The organism is Pseudomonas jinjuensis, from assembly GCF_900103845.1.
GTDB lineage: Bacteria > Pseudomonadota > Gammaproteobacteria > Pseudomonadales > Pseudomonadaceae > Pseudomonas > Pseudomonas jinjuensis.
On sequence record NZ_FNIJ01000001.1, the window covers coordinates 193,923 to 211,599 of the forward strand.

Consider the following 17,677-nt stretch of genomic DNA (forward strand, 5'->3'; position numbering starts at 1 on the left):
ATTCCGGGAGAAGGAATCACTTGCCGCCTCCCGCGACGTTCTCGGTCCCCCGGGTCAGGTAGTAGGCGCCGAGGATCGGCACCATGGTGGCGAGCATCACCAGCATGGCGACCACGTTGGTCACCGGCACGTCGCGCGGGCGGGTCAGCTGGTTGAGCAGCCACAGCGGCAGGGTGCGCTCGTGGCCGGCGGTGAAGGTGGTGACGATGATCTCGTCGAACGACAGGGCGAAGGCCAGCATGCCGCCGGCCAGCAGGGCGGTGGCGATGTTCGGCAGGATCACGTAGCGGAAGGTCTGCCAGCCGTCGGCGCCGAGGTCCATGGACGCCTCGATCAGGCTGAACGAGGTGCGGCGGAAGCGGGCGATGACGTTGTTGTAGACGATCACCACGCAGAAGGTCGCATGGCCGATGACGATGGTGATGAAGCCGGGGTCGATGCCCAGGGTCTTGAACGCCGACAGCAGGGCGATGCCGGTGATGATGCCGGGCAGGGCGATGGGCAGGATCAGCATCAGCGAGATGCTTTCCTTGCCGAAGAAGTCCCTGCGGTACAGCGCGCCGGCGGCCAGGGTGCCGAGGATCATGGCGATCAGCGTGGCGACGCAGGCGATTCTCACCGACAGCCAGATGGCGTCGAGCACGTCGCTGCGCTGGGCGACGATGGCGAACCACTTCAGGGTGAAGCCCTGCAGCGGGAAGCTGTAGGCCGATTCCTCGGTGTTGAACGCATAAAGGAAGATCACCAGGATCGGGAAGTGCAGGAACACCAGCCCGCCCCAGGCCGCCAGCCGCAATCCCCATGAAGCCTTCTCAGAGCGCATCGAATGCTCCCAGCCGCTTGGCGATGGACAGGTAGACGGCGATCAGCACGATGGGCACCAGGGTGAAGGAGGCGGCCAGCGGCATGTTGCCGATCGCGCCCTGCTGCACGTAGACCATGGTGCCGATGAACAGCCCGCTGGGGCCGACCAGCTGCGGGATGATGAAGTCGCCGAGGGTCAGCGAGAAGGTGAAGATCGAGCCGGCCACCACGCCGGGGAAGGCCAGCGGCAGGATCACCTGGACGAAGGTCTGCCGCGGGTGCGCGCCGAGGTCGGCGGAGGCCTGCAGCAGCGACGGCGGCAGGCGCTCCAGGGCGGCCTGGATCGGCAGGATCATGAACGGCAGCCAGATGTAGGTGAACACCCAGAAGCGCCCGAGATGGGAGGTGGACAGGGTATTGCCGCCGACGCCCGGCACCTGCAGCAGGTATTCCAGCGGAGCGAGCAGGTGCAGCTTCTGGATCACCCAGTAGAGGATGCCGCCCTTGGCCAGGATCACCGTCCAGGCGTAGGCCTTGACGATGTAGCTGGCCCACATCGGCAGCATCACCGCGATATAGAAGAAGGCCTTTTCCTTTGGTCCGGCGAAGTGCGCCATGTAGTAGGCGATGGGGAAGGCGAGGATGGCGCTGGCGATCGACACCGCCACGGCCATGGAAAGGGTGCGCAGGACGATGTCGTAGTTGGCCGGGTTGAACAGCGCGACGTAGTTGGCCCAGGTCAGCTCCGGCGTCACCACCATGGTGAAGTCGTCGAAGGTGTAGAAGCTCTGCCAGAGCAGGGCGAACAGCGAGCCGATGTAGATCACCCCGAACCACAGCAGCGGCGGGATCAGCAGCATCAGCAGGTACAGCGTGCTGCGCCGGTAGAGGAAGCTGGAGAGGCCGCGCATCGCGCTCATGAAGCGGGCTCCTCGCGCAGCGGCACCAGCGCGCTGCGCGCCCAGCAGGCGGTGACCGGGTCGCCGGGCTGCGGGCGCGGTTCCTCGCGTTCGCTGTTGGGCAGCGCCGCCACCAGCTTGCCGCCGTCTTCCAGTTCGATCTCGTAGCGGCTGTTGGAGCCCATGTACTGCACGTCGAACAGCGTGCCGGAGACTTCCAGCTCGCCTTCGCCGGCGCGGCCGAAGCGCACGTGTTCCGGGCGCAGGGAGAATTCCCTCTGCTCGCCGAGCAGGCGCCGGGCGAGGTCGCCGCGCAGCACGTTGGCGGTACCGACGAACTCGGCGACGAAGCGCGTCGCCGGGCGCATGTAGAGGTTGCGCGGGGTGTCGACCTGCTCGATGCGGCCCTTGTTGAACACCGCCACCCGGTCGGACATCGACAGCGCCTCACCCTGGTCGTGGGTGACGAAGATGAAGGTGATGCCGAGCTGGCGCTGCAGTTTCTTCAGCTCGACCTGCATCTGTTCGCGCAGCTTGAGGTCCAGCGCGCCGAGGGGTTCGTCGAGCAGCAGCACCCGCGGGCGATTCACCAGCGCCCGCGCCAGGGCCACGCGCTGGCGCTGGCCGCCGGACAGCTGCGCCGGCTTGCGCGAACCGTAGCCGGCGAGGGCGACCATGCCCAGGGCCTCCTCGGCGCGGCGCAGCCGCTCGGCCCTGGCCACGCCCTTGACCTTCAGGCCGTAGGCGACGTTGTCCAGCACCGACATGTGCGGGAACAGCGCGTAGTCCTGGAACACCGTGTTGACGTCGCGCTCGTAGGGCGGCAGGCCGGCGGCCTCCTGGCCGTGGATGCGGATCGAGCCGGAAGTCGGCTGCTCGAAGCCGGCGATCAGCCGCAGGCAGGTGGTCTTGCCCGAACCGGACGGGCCGAGCATGGAGAAGAACTCGCCATCGCGGATCTCGATGGAAACCCGGTCGACGGCGCGCACATCGCCGTAGTGACGGCTCACGTCGGTGAACTGGACGGCTGTGGTCATGCTCGCTGCACCCGCCTTGCTGGTTGGCTACAGAAAAGGTAGTCCATGGCGGTTTCGTGCGCGGGCCGGGAGGCCTCTGACCCGTAGGGCGAATGAAGCGGAACGCTTCATCCGCCGGTGGAGTTGTACCGGGGGTGTGGCGGATAACGCTGGGGCGTTATTCGCCCTACAAGAGCGCTACGGTTCAACGCCCGCCCATGATCCCGATGTAGTCCTGCGTCCAGCGGCTGTACGGCACGCAGGTGCCCTGCGTGCACTTGGCCTGCGGGGTCTTCCAGAAGGCGATGCGCTCGAACTGGTCGTAGCCGTTGGTGGCGCAGCCTTCGGCGCCGAGCAGTTCGCTGGCCTTGCAGCCTTCCGGCACCGCCGGCACCGAGCCGAACCAGGCGGCCAGGTCGCCCTGGACCTTGGGCTCCAGCGACCAGTTCATCCACTTGTAGGCGCAGTTCGGGTGCTTGGAGTCCACGTGCATCATGGTGGTGTCGGCCCAGCCGGTGGAGCCTTCGACCGGGATGGTCGAGGCGATCGGCTGTTTCTCGGCTTCCAGCGCGTTCACCTGGTACGGCCAGGAACTGGAGGCGGCGACGCCCTCGTTCTTGAAGTCGCTCATCTGCACCGTGGTGTCGTGCCAGTAGCGGTGGATCAGCGCGTGCTGCTTGCGCAGCAGCTCGATCACCGCGGCGTACTGCTTGTCGTTGAGCTCGTAGGGGTCGTCAATGCCGAGGTCGGGCTGCGCGCTCTTCAGGTACAGCGCGGCGTCGGCGATGTAGATAGGCCCGTCGTAGGCCTGCACGCGGCCCTTGTTGCTCTTGCCGTCCGGCAGGGTCTGCTCGTTGAACACCACGCCCCAGCTGGTCGGCGCCTTGGGGAAGACCTTGGTGTTGTACATCAGCACGTTCGGTCCCCACTGGTACGGGGTGCCGTAGTGCACGCCGTCGACGGTGTGCCAGGGCGCGTTTTGCAGGCGTGGATCGACGTTCTTCCAGTTCGGGATCAGCTCGATGTTGACCGGCTGCACGCGCTTGCCGTAGACCAGCCGCAGCGACGCGTCGCCGGAGGCGGTGACCAGGTCGTAGCCGCCCTTGGCCATCAGGCTGACCATTTCGTCCGAGGTGGCGGCGGTCTTCACGTTGACCTTGCAGCCGGTGTCCTTCTCGAACCGGGTCACCCAGTCGTAGTTCTTGTCGCTGTCGCCGCGCTCGATGTAGCCGGGCCAGGCGATGATGTCGAGGGCGCCTTCGCCTTCGCCGAGCTGCTTGAGGGCCTCGGCGGCCTGCAGGGAACCGCCGGACACCAGGAGCGCGGTGGCGAAGGCCAGGGATAGGGGTTTCAGGGGAAACATGGACGGACTCCTGTCATTGGAAGTATCGGAGCCTCTGCGGCCGAACCGCGCCGTAAGGCGGGCTGCATGGCGCGCCGTTACCGCTTCGGCACGCTTTTGCAGCGTAGTTCGCCGCCGGAAAAGCCGCCACGGCGGCCTGCCTTGCGATGGGACGTACTCTTTTTGTAGGAGCGGGCCATGCCCGCGACCTGTCGCGATTTCGCGGGCATGGCCCGCTCCTACGGCCGCTCTGCGAATAGCGGACGCGCGCTCACGCTGCGTCGAGCATGGCCGACGCAGCGCATTGGCGGAGATGTCAGGAAATCAGACGAGAGAGATTGGGGATGATGAGGAGTACCGCGGTCACGATGACGATGACACTTGCCTGCCGAACTTTTCTCGATTGTTGAGTGGTCATGGCCTTCCCGCCTTTCTTGTTGTTGGCTGCGGCCCCGTCCGTGATTACGGCCCGGCGGAGGGGGAATCGCATGCCTTGGCTCTGGGGTTCATGGCCGCCCCGGCAAAACCCGGCGGCGGCATCAAGCGCTTGCAAGCCAGAGTCTAACCGCCGGACTGCGGCTGCTTAGACGATCTGGTAAGGATTTCGCCGGATCTTGGCATGTTCCACCTATATGGAAAGCATCCGATTGCTCTGGCTCGCGCCTTGACCGTTTGTCCGACGGCGGGGCACTGCTGCCGTCCGTCGGTGTGGAAACGGATCGTTCTACGGAGTCGTGAAAAAAATTGCCTGTTTTTTCATTTCCTGTTTCCATGTTTCATACGATGTGTTAAGAAATTTGACCGTGTTGCCAGCCCCATTTCAGGACCCACCGTTCATGCCGCTGCAAATCTGCATTCTGGAAACCGACATCCTTCGCCCCGAACTGATCGACGACTACACGGGCTATGGCCGGATGTTCCAGCAGCTGTTCGCCAAACAACCGATTCCCGCCGAGTTCAAGGTCTACAACGTGGTGGAAGGCCACTACCCGCCGGAGGACGAGCAGTACGACGCCTACCTGGTGACCGGCAGCAAGGCGGACTCGTTCGGCGACGACCCGTGGATCCAGACCCTGAAGACCTTCCTGCTGGATCGCTACCAGCGTGGCGACAAGCTGCTCGGCATCTGCTTCGGTCACCAGTTGCTGGCCCTGCTGCTGGGCGGCAAGGCCGAACGCGCCAGCCAGGGCTGGGGCGTCGGCACGCACAACTACCGCATCGAAGAGCAGCCGGCGTGGATGACTCCGGCGCTGGAGGACCTGACGCTGCTGATCAGCCACCAGGACCAGGTCACGCGCCTGCCGGAAAACGCCCGGGTGCTGGCGTCCAGCGACTTCTGCCCGGTGGCGGCCTACGCCATCGGCGACCAGGTGCTGTGTTTCCAGGGGCACCCGGAATTCATCAGCGACTATTCCCGCGCGCTGCTCGACCTGCGCAGGGACTTCCTCGGCGAGCCTGTCTACAACCAGGGCGTCGAGAGCCTGGGCGCGTCGCACCAGGGCACCACGGTGGCGGAGTGGATGATGCGTTTCGTCGAGATGGGGCGGAACGCGGCCTGACCGGGTTTTTGCAGGTCTACAGCCAGTCGGCCTGCTTGAAGCTGATGTACAGGCCGATGCAGCCCAGCACCAGCAGCCCCATGATCAGGAAATAGCCGTAGTGCCAGCGCAGCTCGGGGATGTATTCGAAGTTCATCCCGTAGATGCCGGCCACCGCGGTGGGGAAGGCGAGGATCGCTGCCCAGGCGGCGAACTTGCGCTGCACGATGCTCTGCCGCGATGACTCCAGCAGCAGGCCGACCTCGATGGTCTGGCTGGCCACGTCGCGCAGGGTGTTGAGGTCTTCCAGCAGGCGGTTGACGTGGATCGCGACGTCGCGGAAGTACGGGCGCATCTGCTTGTCGATGAAGGGGAAGTCGAGCTTCTGCAGCTCCTGGCAGATTTCCACCATCGGCGCCACGTAGCGCTTCAGCCTGAGCACTTCGCGGCGCAGGCCGTAGATCTTCTCGATCTGCTCCTGGGTCAGCGGACTGCGCAGCACGTACTGCTCCATTTCCTCGATCTCGCTGCGAATCGACTCGACCACCGGCAGGTAGTTGCCGACCACGAAGTCGAGCAGGGCATAGAGCACGAAGTCGGTGCCGTGGGCCAGCAGCAGCGGCCGCGCCTCGCAGCGCTGGCGCACCTGCGAATAGGAGGCGGAGAAGCCGTAGCGGGCGCTGATGATGTAGCCGACGCCGGCGAACAGATGGGTTTCCACGAACAGCAGGCGGTCGTCGGCGCGGATCGGCGAATAGATCACCATGAACAGCGCGTCGCCGAAGGTCTCCAGCTTCGGCCGGCTGTGCTTCTCCAGCGCGTCGGAAATCGCCAGTTCGTGCAGGTTGAACTGCCGTTGCAGGTTCAGCAGCTCCTCGCGCGTGGGTTCCTGCAGGCCGGTCCAGACGAAGTGGTCTGGCTGGCAGGACCAGCGATAGCCGTCTTCCAGGGGAATGTCGGCGACCTTCCGGCCCTTGCTGTACACGGCTGATGCGATGACACGGCCCATAGTCTCGTCCACCTGCTGGCTGGCGTTGCGTGCGGCGCGTGGCTGCACGGTTCGCCAACAAGTGTTGGGCATGCCGGCGCTATGCGCCAGCCAGGGCATTTCCGCAGGGGCATCCGGCGCTTGATGCGTATCAAGGGCATGCCGGGGCGCAGGGGTACGGTGGAGATGAGCGGCACCGCTGCCGTTTCCCCAACCAGAAAGGAATTCACCCCATGATTCGAGTAGTTACAGGCGACATCCTGCTCAGCAATGCCCAGGTCATCGCGCACGGCATCGCCCCGCAGGATCACTTCGACAGCGGCCTGGCGCTGGCCCTGCGAGAGTGCTGGCCGGCGATGGTGCGCGACTATCGCCACGCCACGCACTCCAAGGCGCTGGAGCCGGGCGCCATCTGGGTCTGGTCCGGCGTGGATGGCCAGGGCGCCACCCGCTGCATCGTCAATCTGCTGACCCAGGACATGCAGGGTTCCGGCCGCAGCGCGAAGCCGGCCAAGGCGACGCTGGAGAACGTCGGCCACTGCCTGCGCGAGCTGGCGAAGTTCGTGCAGAGCGAGAAGGTGAACAGCGTGGCGCTGCCGTGCCTGGCGACCGGTGTCGGCGGGCTGGACTGGAAGGACGTCAGGCCGCTGGTGGAGAAGCACCTCGGCGGTCTCGGCATCCCGGTGATTCTCTATGAGGTCTACCGCAAGGGCATGATCGCGGACGAAGGTCTGGACTGACCCTTTCCCTTGTCACCGCATAGCCCGGCCATCGCGCCGGGCTTTTCGTGTGCGTCCGGAGTCAGCCGCGCTGTGCCGAGGCTTCGACGTCGGCGCTGCTGGCGGCCTGCCGGGTCTGCTGCTGTTGCAGGGCGCCGTGGGTCAGCTGGAGCATGCGGTCCTGCATCAGCGGGGATTCCTCGGCGAAGCTGGCCTGGCTGGAGAACAGGGCGACGGTGGCGAGCAGGCTGGTGGCGAGAAGTGTGCGTTTCATGATGATTACCTCTTCGTTTCGTTGGGTACATCATCAGGTTAACGCGTAATAATTTTAGAAAAAGATGGGTTTATATTAATCAGTGTTGTGTTTTTGGTAACTGTTCCCTCCCCCGCACGGGGAGAGGGAACTACGGGATCAGTCAGCCCTGATGCTGCCGGTCCAGCTCGATGGCCTGGTCCAGGGTTTCCAGCAGCGCCTTGCGCACCTTCAGCTTGGTGTTGCGGTGGGCGGTCATATTGATCTTCTTCAGTTGCCGGGCGGCCTCCATGGCGGTCGCCATCAGCTGTTCGGCGGGCACCACCTTGTCGAGGAAACCGGCATCCACGGCGGCCTGCGGGTCGAACATCTCGCCATTGATCACCGAGCGGTGGAACGCCGACTTGCGCAGGCGGTCGCGCGCCAGTTCGATGCCGACGTGGTGCATGGTCATGCCGATCTGCACTTCGTTCAGACCGATGTTGAACGGTCCCTCGATGCCGATCCGGTAGTCAGCGGAGAGCAGCAGGAAGGCGCCCTTGGCCACCGCATGGCCCGGGCAGGCGACGATGACGGGGTAGGGGTGGGCGAGCATGCGGCGGGCCAGGGTCGAGCCGGCGGTGACCAGGTCGATCGCGTTCTGCGGTCCGGAGGTCATCACCTTGAGGTCGTAGCCGCCGGAGAGGATGCCCGGCTGGCCGGTGAGGATCACCACGGCGCGATCCTTCTCGGCCTGGTCCAGCGCATGGTTGAGGGCTTCGATGACGGCAGGGGAAATGGCGTTCACCTTGCCGTTGTCGAGGGTGAGAAGGGCAATTCCGTCTTCGAGTTGATAGGAGATCGGCGCACTCATGGTGAGAAGGTCCTGACAGGAAAGAGACCTGAACATACTGGCGACCATCCCGACCGTGAAGGACGCAGACCGACCGGCGGGTCACGCGGGCGGGCGCCGGACTGGATAAATCGCCATCATTTGCCTAAGGTCGTTCATAGTCGCGATAAGCCGATCGCGTCGAGAAATAGCGGATTTGGCTGAATAAACGGTTGAGTCGGCGGGAAGAAGGCAGCAATATGACTCGATCAATGTTGACAGCCTGCCGTTCGGGACTTGTCGTTCGATGGGTGCCTTCCTTCGGGCACGCCGCACGAGGATCAGGGAGAACGGGCAGTTTCAGATGGCTGTCCAACTCGGGAGTGAGTCGACGGAGGCATGCTCCGTCCGAACATCAATTCAGCTGCGGGTCGTGTCGTGGGGCCCGGAAAGGAGAGAGCAAGTGAGTGAGTCGTTGTCCATCCATCATGATGAGTCCAGCCACCAGTTCGTGACGACTGTTGACGGCCATCGCGCCTATCTGGCCTACATGGATCTGGGCAAGCAGACGCTGGATATCTATCGGACATTCGTGCCGGACAACCTGCGCGGCCGGGGAATCGCCGCGGCGCTGACCGAGCATGCTCTGCAGTACGCCGAGCGCAGGGGCTACAGCGTCATCCCGTCCTGTTCCTACGTCGAGCGCTATCTGGAGAGGCGCCAGCGCCAGACCGAACGCGCGGGCTGAGGCTCACGGGCCACACACGAAAACGCCGGGTCGAGACCCGGCGTTTTGCGTTTCAGGCTGCGGATCAGCCGCGCTGACGCTTCGGCAGCACGTCCTTGAGCTTGGCGTGCATGCTGCGGATGCTCTTCTCGGTGGCGTCCCAGTCGATGCAGGCGTCGGTGATGGAGACGCCGTACTGCAGCTGGCAGAGGTCCTTCGGAATCGGCTGGTTGCCCCAGCCCAGGTGGCTTTCCACCATCAGGCCGACGATCGAGTCGTTGCCCTCGACGATCTGGTTGCTGACGTTGTCCATCACCAGCGGCTGCAGCGCCGGGTCCTTGTTGGAGTTGGCGTGGCTGCAGTCGACCATGACGTTCAGCGGGATGCCCGCCTTGCGCAGGTCCTGTTCGCACAGCGCCACGCTCACCGAGTCGTAGTTCGGTTTGCCGTTGCCGCCGCGCAGCACCACGTGGCCGTAAGGGTTGCCCTTGGTGGTGACGATGGACACGCCGCCTTCCTGGTTGATGCCGAGGAAACGGTGCGGGCTGGAAACCGACTGCAGCGCGTTGATCGCCACGGTCAGGCTGCCGTCGGTGCCGTTCTTGAAGCCGACCGCGGAGGACAGGCCGGAGGCCATTTCGCGGTGGGTCTGGGATTCGGTGGTGCGCGCGCCGATGGCGGACCAGCTGATCAGGTCCTGCAGGTACTGCGGGGAAATAGGATCGAGCGCCTCGGTGGCGGTGGGCAGGCCCATCTCGGCCAGGTCGAGCAGCAGCTGGCGGCCGATGTGCAGGCCGTCCTGGATCTTGAAGGAGTCGTCCAGGTAGGGGTCGTTGATCAGGCCTTTCCAGCCGACGGTGGTGCGCGGCTTCTCGAAGTACACGCGCATCACCAGGAACAGGGTGTCGGAGACCTCGGCGGCCAGCACCTTCAGGCGCTCGGCGTATTCGTGGGCGGCCTTGACGTCATGGATCGAGCAGGGGCCGATCACCACGAACAGGCGGTGGTCCTTGCCGTCGAGAATGTCGCGGATCACCTGGCGGCCATGGGCCACTGTCTGGCGGGCGGCTTCGGTGAGGGGAATTTCGCGCTTGAGCTGCTCCGGTGTGATCAGGGTCTCGTTGGAGGCAACGTTAAGGTCGTCGATCTGTAAATCAGCCATCGTGGTACTCAGGTCAGGTCACGGGTGCCGGCCACCGGAAACCCCCATGCGATGGGGCGCAGGCGGATATGTCGCTAAGGGGAAGCTGAACCTTAACGTGTCAGGCGCCGCCTCGACAATGGGGAAGGCGCCTTTGTTCCGGCGAAAACCGCCGGCTCGCCGGTTTCACACCGCGCAGTACAACGGGAAATTGGCGGCGTGCTGGGCGATCCACTCCAGCGCGGTGCGTTCGGCCGGCAACGGGGCGCCGAGCTCGCGCTCCTGTTTGCGCCGGTAATGCTCGATATGGCAGATCTGCTCGACCATCCGCGCGCGGAACATGGATTCCTCGTCGAGGAAGGCGATCCCGACCAGATAGTCGCTGGCCTGTTTGCGGCTCCAGGCGATCACACCCTCGTAGCGCGCGGCGTCGCCGAGCAGCGGTATGTGGACTTCCACCTGGGTGCCACGGCGAAAGCCGCGCGGCGAGTTGCACGCGACGCCGCCGAGGCTGCTATTGTGCAAGCGCTGGCGGGGAAAGACCGTCTCCCGGCGAATCAGGAGTTCCACGGGCAGGTCGCACGGGTGACTCAGGAATTGACGCATGACGGAATGCTCCGACTGCCTCGTTATCTTTATTCAGGCTTGAGTATAGTGCCCGCCCTGGAACTGACCGACCTCGACGCCGATCGCCGTTTGCTGTCCATGCCCGGCGTTTCCCTGCTGGTGTTCACCAGCGACGGCTGCGCCTCCTGCCGCTGGGCGCGGACCACGCTGCCCGGCTTCGAACTGCCGGTGGACCGCCTGTGCTGGGTGGACGCGGGGCGCAATGGCGGGCTGGTCGAGCGCTACGAAGTCTTCCACCTGCCGGCGCTGTTCCTGATCCGCGACGGGCACTTCCATGGCGAACTGAGCGCTCCGTTGCGCGCCGGGCCGCTGGCCGATGCCGTGGGCTCGGCGCTTTCGCGTCCGCCCGAGGAACTGCCCTGAGCGGCGGGACCGGCTTTCACATTGGGGGAATGAGATGAGCAGGGGACTGGACGACAAGCTGGTGGTGGCGATTTCCTCGCGGGCGCTGTTCGACCTGCAGGAGAGCCATCAGGTCTACGAAAACGAAGGCGTCGAAGCCTACCGCCAATACCAGATCGCCCACGAGGACGAAGTCCTGCAGCCTGGCGATGCCTTCGCCCTGGTGCAGAAGCTGCTTGCCCTCAACGCCGCCGGCGAGCGGGCCCAGGTCGAGGTGATCCTGGTGTCGCGCAACAGCGCCGATACCGGACTGCGGGTGTTCAACTCGATCCAGCATCACAGCCTGGACATTTCCCGCGCCGCCTTCGTCGGCGGGCGCAGTCCCTATCCCTACCTCGCGGCGTTCGGCTGCCACCTGTTCCTCTCGACCCACGCGGACGACGTGCGCAATGCGCTGGATGCGGGATTCGCCGCGGCGACCATCCTCTCCGGCGGCGCGCGGCGGGAAGCCAGCGGCGAGTTGCGCATCGCCTTCGATGGCGATGCGGTGCTGTTTTCCGACGAGGCCGAGCGGATCTACCAGCAGGGCGGCCTGGAAGCCTTCCAGACCAGCGAGCGCGAGGCCGCCCGCGAACCGCTGCGTGGCGGCCCGTTCAAGCCCTTCCTGGCGGCGCTGAACCGCGTGCAGCAGGCCTTCCCCCAGGAAAGCTGCCCGATCCGCACGGCGCTGGTCACCGCCCGTTCGGCGCCGGCCCACGAGCGGGTCATCCGCACCCTGCGCGAATGGGATATCCGCCTCGACGAGTCGCTGTTCCTCGGCGGCCTGGACAAGGGCGCCTTCCTCGAAGCCTTCGCCGCCGACGTGTTCTTCGACGATCAGCCGGGACATTGCGAGAAGGCCCGCGAGCTGGTCGCCACCGGCCACGTTCCCCACGGCGTGACCAACGAGCGCGAGGTCGCGGGCTAGCCGCGTCGCTGCGCAAGCCCACCTGCTACTCTGCTCTAAGGTCTGTCGCGTGGGCCGTTCAGGAGGCCGCATGATCCATTCGATTCTTTACGCCACCGACCTTGGCCTCTATGCCCCGTACGTTCTCCAGCATGCTCTGTCCCTGGCTCGCGCCTATAACGCCGAGTTGTATGTGGTGCATGCCGTTGAACCGCTCGGGCTGTTCGCCGAGTCGGTACTGAAAACCTATCTGGACGAGAAGACCCTGGCCGAGCTGCGCGCCAGCGGGCTGGGCAATGTCATGGACAGCATCGAGAAGCGCGTGATGGAAGGCTTCCGCGATGAACTGGGGGAGCCGCGCCAGGATGCCGAGCTGATCCGTTCCGTGCGCGTGATCCAGGGCGATCCGCCGCTGGTGATCCTCGACGAGGCGAACCGGCTGTCGGTCGACCTGATCGTGGCCGGCAGCCACAGCTACGGCGCGGGGATGAACACGCCGCTCGGGCGTACCGCGGGACGCCTGGTGCAACTGGCGGAAGTTCCGGTGTACCTGGTGCCGATGCTGCAGCATCGCGGCAGGGATATGTGACGGGAACCGGTCGGCGGGTCGCGCGCCGGCTTTAGACGAATGGTATGCAGGGGCGAAAAAAGCGTCTAACTTTATTCCTTAAACCATTAATATGGTTATAAAACATAAGCCCCTCATCGCGGGCCGCGACATCCATTTCGAGGAATCTCCATGAAGCTTCAGCAACTGCGCTATATCTGGGAAGTCGCGCACCATGACCTGAACGTTTCTGCCACCGCACAAAGCCTCTACACCTCGCAGCCCGGCATCAGCAAACAGATCCGCCTGCTCGAAGACGAGCTGGGCGTCGAAGTCTTCGCCCGCAGCGGCAAGCACCTGACCCGCGTGACCCCGGCGGGCGAACGCATCATCAACACCGCCGGCGAAATCCTGCGCAAGGTGGAAAGCATCAAGCAGATCGCCCAGGAGTTCTCCAACGAGAAGAAGGGCACGCTGTCCATCGCCACCACCCACACCCAGGCCCGCTATGCGCTGCCGGGCGTGATCAGCAACTTCATCAAGCAGTACCCGGACGTCTCCCTGCACATGCATCAGGGCACGCCGATGCAGATCGCCGAGATGGCTGCCGACGGCACCGTCGATTTCGCCATCGCCACCGAGGCGCTGGAGCTGTTCGGCGACCTGATCATGATGCCCTGCTACCGCTGGAACCGCTGCGTGATCGTGCCCCAGGGCCATCCGCTGACCAAGCTGCCGAAGCTGACCCTGGAAGTGCTCGCCGAGCAGCCGCTGGTCACCTACGTCTTCGGCTTCACCGGCCGTTCCAAGCTGGACGAGGCCTTCAACCAGCGTGGCCTGGTGCCCAAGGTGGTGTTCACCGCCGCCGACGCCGACGTCATCAAGACCTACGTGCGACTCGGGCTGGGCGTGGGCATCGTGGCGCACATGGCGGTCGATCCGAAGCTGGACAGCGACCTGGTGATGCTCGACGCCAGCCATCTGTTCGAATCCAGCATCACCAAGATCGGCTTCCGCCGCGGCACCTTCCTGCGCGGCTTCATGTGCGACTTCATCGAGAAGTTCGCCCCGCACCTGACCCGCGACCTGCTGGCCAAGGCCGTGCAGTGCCACAACAAGGCGGAGCTGGACGAACTGTTCGAAGGGATTGAGCTGCCGGTCTACTGAGCGCGGCGCGAACGAAAAGGCCCGGCTTGCTGCCGGGCCTTTTTCGTTGGGGCGCTTCGCCGGCGGGTTGCACCCGCCCTGCTGCGTCAGTACGTAGGGTGGATCATGCTCCATCGATCCACCATGGCCGCGCATGCGGTCCCGCAATGGTGGATGGAAGAGCGCCATCCACGTTTCGCTGACCCCCTGTGTTCCGCGTAGGGCGGGTGAAACCCGCCGACACCGCCCTGGCAAGGTCAGAGAAAGTCGAGATCGTCGCGGCGGGCCAGTTCGGCCAGCGCTTCCGGCGAGTCGAGTGGAGTTTCCTCGCGGCTCTCCAGCACTTCGTGGAGGAATTTCAGGAACACGGTGTAGACCTCCTCGCGGCCGTCATCGTGACGGACCACGAAGAAGGGCGCGCTGTCCACGCCGTACTGCGCGGCGATCATCCAGCCGGTGCCGGCCGGATTGCGTTCGTCGGCCACCAGGGTGCGGTCGATGCGCCCCAGATAGCCGCCTTTCTCCAGGCGCTCCTGTACTTCGCGGCATTTGCGGCAGTCCTGGCCGTCGGCCAGGACCTTCTTCACCATGGTGATGCGCATCGGGCTTCTCCTTGCGGTGGCCCAACCCGTGGATCAGGCCTTGGTAATCAGGTTGCCGGCATGCAGGCCGCATTCCTTCTGGGTGGCTTCTTCCCACCACCAGCGGCCTTCGCGCTCGTGCTGGTTGGGCAGCACCGGGCGGGTGCAGGGCTCGCAGCCGATGCTGATGAAACCACGCTCATGCAGGCTGTTGTAAGGAAGTTCGAGCATGCGGATGTAAGCCCAGACTTCCTCGCTGGTCATGTTCGCCAGCGGGTTGAACTTGTACAAGGGGCGCTCCGGCGTGGAGAAGGCGCCGTCCACCTCGACCACCGCCACCTGGCTGCGGGTGCCCGGGCTCTGGTCGCGGCGCTGGCCGGTGGCCCAGGCGCGCACGGTCGACAGCTTGCGCTTCAGCGGCTCGATCTTGCGGATGCCGCAGCATTCGCCATGGCCGTCCTTGTAGAAGCTGAACAGGCCCTTTTCCCTGACCAGGGGTTCCAGCAGGCGCGGATCGGGGGAGAGCACCTCGATATCGATCGAATAGTGCGTGCGCACCTGCTCGATGAAGCGGTAGGTCTCCGGGTGCAGGCGGCCGGTATCCAGGCTGAACACCCTGACGTTCTTGTTCAGCTTCCAGGCCATGTCCACCAGCACCACGTCCTCGGCGCCGCTGAAGGAAATCCAGAGATCATCGCCGAAATGCTCGAAGGCGAACTTGAGGACGTCCTGCGGGGATTTCTTGGCATAGGTCGCGGCGGTTTCCGCGACGTCGAACGGATGGCTCATCAGGCGAAATTTCCTAGTTGTATGCACGCGAGGCGCTATGTGGCCGGAATGGTAACAAATAGGCGGTTATGCCCCTAAATAACCATCGGGAAGGAGGACTGTGGTGTTCGGCTATAAGCCCCGCGTTGCGCCGGCTGCAGGGAGCGGATAGAGTGCCGCCTTCTGTCAAAAACCATGCGGGGAATCGTTCGTGGAAATCGCCTGTCTCGACCTGGAAGGGGTACTGGTTCCGGAAATCTGGATCGCCTTCGCTGAAAAAACTGGAATCGAAGCGCTCAAGGCGACCACCCGCGACATCCCGGACTACGACGTGCTGATGAAGCAGCGCCTGCGTATCCTCGACGAGCATGGCCTGAAGCTGTCCGACATCCAGGAAGTGATCGCCACCCTGAAGCCGCTGGAAGGCGCGGTGGAATTCGTCGACTGGCTGCGCGAGCGCTTCCAGGTGGTGATCCTCTCCGACACCTTCTACGAGTTCTCCCAGCCGCTGATGCGCCAGCTCGGCTTCCCGACCCTGCTGTGCCACAAGCTGATCACCGACGAGACCGACCGCGTGGTCGGCTACCAGCTGCGCCAGAAGGACCCCAAGCGCCAGTCGGTCATCGCCTTCAAGAGCCTGTACTACCGCGTGATCGCCGCCGGCGACTCGTACAACGACACCACCATGCTCTCCGAAGCCCACGCCGGCATCCTGTTCCATGCGCCGGAGAACGTGATCCGCGAGTTCCCGCAATTCCCGGCGGTGCACACCTACGAGGACCTGAAGCAGGAATTCCTCAAGGCGTCGAACCGCCAGCTGAGCCTGTAAGGCTGGCTGTGACGAAAAAGCCCCGAGATTTCGGGGCTTTTTCATGTCTGGCGATTCGTTTGCAGGAGCGCGCCATGCTCGCGATTGCGGGCATGGCCCGCCTGCAATGTTGCCGGCCCTTATCGTTCCCACGCGGGAGCATGGGAACCATGAAAGACAGTTGCGCCTACATGCTTTCCAGGGTGCGCAGCAGCACGCCGACCTTGGTCAGCGACTCGTCGTACTCCGCCTGCCAGTCCGAGTCGGCGACGATGCCGCCGCCGCCCCAGCAGCTCGCCTGGCCGTCCTTCACCAGTAGCGTGCGGATGGCGATGGAGCTGTCCATCTCCCCGCGCACGTCGATGTAGAGCAGGCTGCCGCAGTAGATGCCGCGGCGGGTCGGCTCCAGTTCCTCGATGATCTGCATGGCGCGGATCTTCGGCGCGCCGGTGATCGAGCCGCCGGGGAAACTGCCGAGCAGCAGGTCGAAGGCGTCCTTGCCGGGCGCCAGTTCGCCGGTGACGCTGCTGACCATGTGGTGCACGTTGGGATAGCTCTCCAGCGCGAACAGCTCCGGCACCCGCACCGAGCCCGGCCGGCAGCTGCGGCCGAGGTCGTTGCGCAGCAGGTCGACGATCATCAGGTTTTCCGCACGGTCCTTTTCGCTGGCCAGCAGTTCCGCGGCGTTGGCGGCGTCCTCCGCCGGCGTGCGGCCGCGCGGGCGGGTGCCCTTGATCGGGCGGGTTTCCACCTGGCGCCGGTGCAACTGGATGAAACGCTCCGGCGACAGGCTGAGAATGGCGCCCTGCGGAAGATTCAGGTAACCGGCGAAGGGCGTCGGACAGGCCCTGCGCAGCGCCTGGTAGGCCAGCCACGGCGAGCCGCTGCAGGGGGCGCGGAAGCGCTGGGTGTAGTTCACCTGGTAGCAGTCGCCGGCGAGGATGTAGTCCTGCACGCGCTGCAGGGCTGCCTGGTACTGCGCCTTTTCCAGGTCGGCGCGGAAGCCGGCCTGCAGGCTGAACGGTGGTAACTGGGGCGTGGTCGCCTCGCCGGCGAACAGCTCGGTCAGGCGCCGGCGCTCGGATGTCTCCAGGCGCGGATGGAACACCAGTTGGCTGGTGCGCAGCTGATGGTCGCTGACCAGGGCCCACAGGTACAGGCCGAGGCGCGCGTCCGGCAGGGCGAGGTCGTCGCGACTCCGGCTGGGCTGGCGCTCGATGCGGCGGCCGAAGTCGTAGCTCAGGTAGCCGATCAGCCCGCCGGTGAAGGGCAGTTCCAGGCCGTCCGGCGCTTCGGCCTCGCCGATGCCCGCCAATGTGGCACGAAGACGGATGAAGAAGTCTTCGGCCGATTCGCCTTCGCCAGGCGCCAGTTCCTCCACCGGCCAGGCGCTGAACAGATCGAAGCGGCTGCGCTCGGCGCCCGGCCGGCCGGCGTCGAGCAGCACGGCGCCCGGCGCTTCGCTGATCGCGGCGAAACGGGCGGCGGGCGATTCGTGGTAGGGAATCGGGTGTACGGGGCAGTGGGGCATGAAGGCGAGGCGAGCAGGAGGTGAGGGCGGATTCTAGACTGCCGCGGACGTCGATCCTAGAGTCCGTGCGGCAGACGGTCGCGCGGGCTCATGGTCGGGTCGCCTTTTGGCAATTGAGCCCAGCGCCGAGCCTCCTGTAGGAG

Annotated in this window: 20 protein-coding genes; 8 read left to right on the top strand and 12 right to left on the bottom strand. The window is 65.0% G+C overall.

All coding sequences use genetic code 11. From position 1 onward, the window contains the following. Positions 1 to 16: 16 nt before the first annotated feature. The 4 genes from BLR75_RS00910 to ydcS form a co-directional block, all read right to left on the bottom strand. A complete protein-coding gene (locus BLR75_RS00910) occupies positions 17 to 823 on the bottom strand; it encodes an ABC transporter permease (protein ID WP_084310458.1) in 807 nt (268 codons plus the stop codon). After that, positions 813 to 1,724 (bottom strand): ABC transporter permease, encoded by a 912-nt coding sequence (locus BLR75_RS00915; RefSeq protein WP_084310457.1) that lies wholly within the window; start codon positions 1,722 to 1,724, stop codon positions 813 to 815. The genes BLR75_RS00910 and BLR75_RS00915 overlap by 11 nt, the downstream gene beginning before the upstream one ends. After that, positions 1,721 to 2,740: an ABC transporter ATP-binding protein gene (locus BLR75_RS00920; RefSeq protein ID WP_084310456.1), complete on the bottom strand. Its 1,020-nt coding sequence runs from the start codon at positions 2,738 to 2,740 to the stop codon at positions 1,721 to 1,723. The genes BLR75_RS00915 and BLR75_RS00920 overlap by 4 nt, the downstream gene beginning before the upstream one ends. A 184-nt stretch (positions 2,741 to 2,924) precedes the next feature. After that, positions 2,925 to 4,082, bottom strand: a complete 1,158-nt coding sequence (ydcS, locus tag BLR75_RS00925) for a putative ABC transporter substrate-binding protein YdcS (protein ID WP_084310455.1) — start codon at positions 4,080 to 4,082, stop codon at positions 2,925 to 2,927. An 815-nt stretch (positions 4,083 to 4,897) separates the two neighbouring features. On the opposite strand from ydcS, the gene BLR75_RS00930 reads away from it, so the two are divergent. Further along, positions 4,898 to 5,620 (top strand): amidotransferase, encoded by a 723-nt coding sequence (locus tag BLR75_RS00930; protein WP_084310454.1) that lies wholly within the window; start codon positions 4,898 to 4,900, stop codon positions 5,618 to 5,620. A gap of 16 nt (positions 5,621 to 5,636) precedes the next feature. Here the strand turns inward: BLR75_RS00930 and BLR75_RS00935 are convergent, their stop codons facing one another. After that, positions 5,637 to 6,608 carry a magnesium and cobalt transport protein CorA gene (locus tag BLR75_RS00935; RefSeq protein ID WP_084310453.1) on the bottom strand — a complete coding sequence of 324 codons (972 nt, stop codon included), beginning with the start codon at positions 6,606 to 6,608 and terminating at the stop codon, positions 5,637 to 5,639. A 212-nt stretch (positions 6,609 to 6,820) separates the two neighbouring features. Here BLR75_RS00935 and BLR75_RS00940 point away from each other — a divergent pair, with 212 nt between their 5' ends. Continuing rightward, positions 6,821 to 7,327 carry a macro domain-containing protein gene (locus tag BLR75_RS00940; protein WP_084310452.1) on the top strand — a complete coding sequence of 169 codons (507 nt, stop codon included), beginning with the start codon at positions 6,821 to 6,823 and terminating at the stop codon, positions 7,325 to 7,327. A gap of 61 nt (positions 7,328 to 7,388) precedes the next feature. Here the strand turns inward: BLR75_RS00940 and BLR75_RS00945 are convergent, their stop codons facing one another. Next, positions 7,389 to 7,580, bottom strand: a complete 192-nt coding sequence (locus BLR75_RS00945) for a hypothetical protein (protein WP_084310451.1) — start codon at positions 7,578 to 7,580, stop codon at positions 7,389 to 7,391. A gap of 142 nt (positions 7,581 to 7,722) precedes the next feature. Further along, entirely contained in the window at positions 7,723 to 8,412 is a 690-nt protein-coding gene (locus BLR75_RS00950) for a crotonase/enoyl-CoA hydratase family protein (RefSeq protein ID WP_084310450.1), read from the bottom strand. Between the two features lie 421 nt (positions 8,413 to 8,833). On the opposite strand from BLR75_RS00950, the gene BLR75_RS00955 reads away from it, so the two are divergent. Next, positions 8,834 to 9,118: a GNAT family N-acetyltransferase gene (locus BLR75_RS00955; protein WP_084310500.1), complete on the top strand. Its 285-nt coding sequence runs from the start codon at positions 8,834 to 8,836 to the stop codon at positions 9,116 to 9,118. Between the two features lie 64 nt (positions 9,119 to 9,182). Here BLR75_RS00955 and BLR75_RS00960 read toward each other — a convergent pair whose 3' ends face one another. Both BLR75_RS00960 and BLR75_RS00965 read right to left on the bottom strand, forming a co-directional pair. Beyond that, positions 9,183 to 10,259: a 3-deoxy-7-phosphoheptulonate synthase gene (locus BLR75_RS00960; RefSeq protein WP_084310449.1), complete on the bottom strand. Its 1,077-nt coding sequence runs from the start codon at positions 10,257 to 10,259 to the stop codon at positions 9,183 to 9,185. Between the two features lie 165 nt (positions 10,260 to 10,424). Continuing rightward, positions 10,425 to 10,844 carry a PilZ domain-containing protein gene (locus BLR75_RS00965; protein ID WP_084310448.1) on the bottom strand — a complete coding sequence of 140 codons (420 nt, stop codon included), beginning with the start codon at positions 10,842 to 10,844 and terminating at the stop codon, positions 10,425 to 10,427. A 6-nt stretch (positions 10,845 to 10,850) separates the two neighbouring features. Between BLR75_RS00965 and BLR75_RS00970 the strand changes: the two genes are divergently transcribed. From BLR75_RS00970 to cysB, 4 genes are all read left to right on the top strand, one after another. Then, positions 10,851 to 11,228 (top strand): YbbN family protein, encoded by a 378-nt coding sequence (locus BLR75_RS00970; protein ID WP_084310447.1) that lies wholly within the window; start codon positions 10,851 to 10,853, stop codon positions 11,226 to 11,228. 34 nt (positions 11,229 to 11,262) lie between these two features. After that, entirely contained in the window at positions 11,263 to 12,174 is a 912-nt protein-coding gene (locus BLR75_RS00975) for a 5'-nucleotidase (RefSeq protein WP_084310446.1), read from the top strand. Between the two features lie 70 nt (positions 12,175 to 12,244). Further along, positions 12,245 to 12,742, top strand: coding sequence for a universal stress protein (locus BLR75_RS00980; RefSeq protein WP_084310445.1), 498 nt, complete (start codon positions 12,245 to 12,247; stop codon positions 12,740 to 12,742). 150 nt (positions 12,743 to 12,892) lie between these two features. Next, the gene (gene cysB / locus BLR75_RS00985; RefSeq protein WP_084310444.1) at positions 12,893 to 13,867 is read left to right on the top strand and encodes an HTH-type transcriptional regulator CysB; all 975 of its coding nucleotides are present in this window, start codon (positions 12,893 to 12,895) and stop codon (positions 13,865 to 13,867) included. A gap of 236 nt (positions 13,868 to 14,103) precedes the next feature. On the opposite strand, the gene BLR75_RS00990 is transcribed toward cysB, so the two are convergent. Further along, a complete protein-coding gene (locus BLR75_RS00990) occupies positions 14,104 to 14,448 on the bottom strand; it encodes a hypothetical protein (protein WP_084310443.1) in 345 nt (114 codons plus the stop codon). Between the two features lie 33 nt (positions 14,449 to 14,481). Next, a complete protein-coding gene (locus BLR75_RS00995; protein ID WP_084310442.1) occupies positions 14,482 to 15,216 on the bottom strand; it encodes a phosphoadenylyl-sulfate reductase in 735 nt (244 codons plus the stop codon). Positions 15,217 to 15,406: 190 nt separating this feature from the next. Between BLR75_RS00995 and thrH the strand changes: the two genes are divergently transcribed. Beyond that, the gene (thrH, locus tag BLR75_RS01000; protein ID WP_084310441.1) at positions 15,407 to 16,024 is read left to right on the top strand and encodes a bifunctional phosphoserine phosphatase/homoserine phosphotransferase ThrH; all 618 of its coding nucleotides are present in this window, start codon (positions 15,407 to 15,409) and stop codon (positions 16,022 to 16,024) included. 166 nt (positions 16,025 to 16,190) lie between these two features. Here the strand turns inward: thrH and pabB are convergent, their stop codons facing one another. Beyond that, the gene (gene pabB / locus BLR75_RS01005) at positions 16,191 to 17,534 is read right to left on the bottom strand and encodes an aminodeoxychorismate synthase component I (protein ID WP_084310440.1); all 1,344 of its coding nucleotides are present in this window, start codon (positions 17,532 to 17,534) and stop codon (positions 16,191 to 16,193) included. Positions 17,535 to 17,677 lie beyond the last annotated feature (143 nt).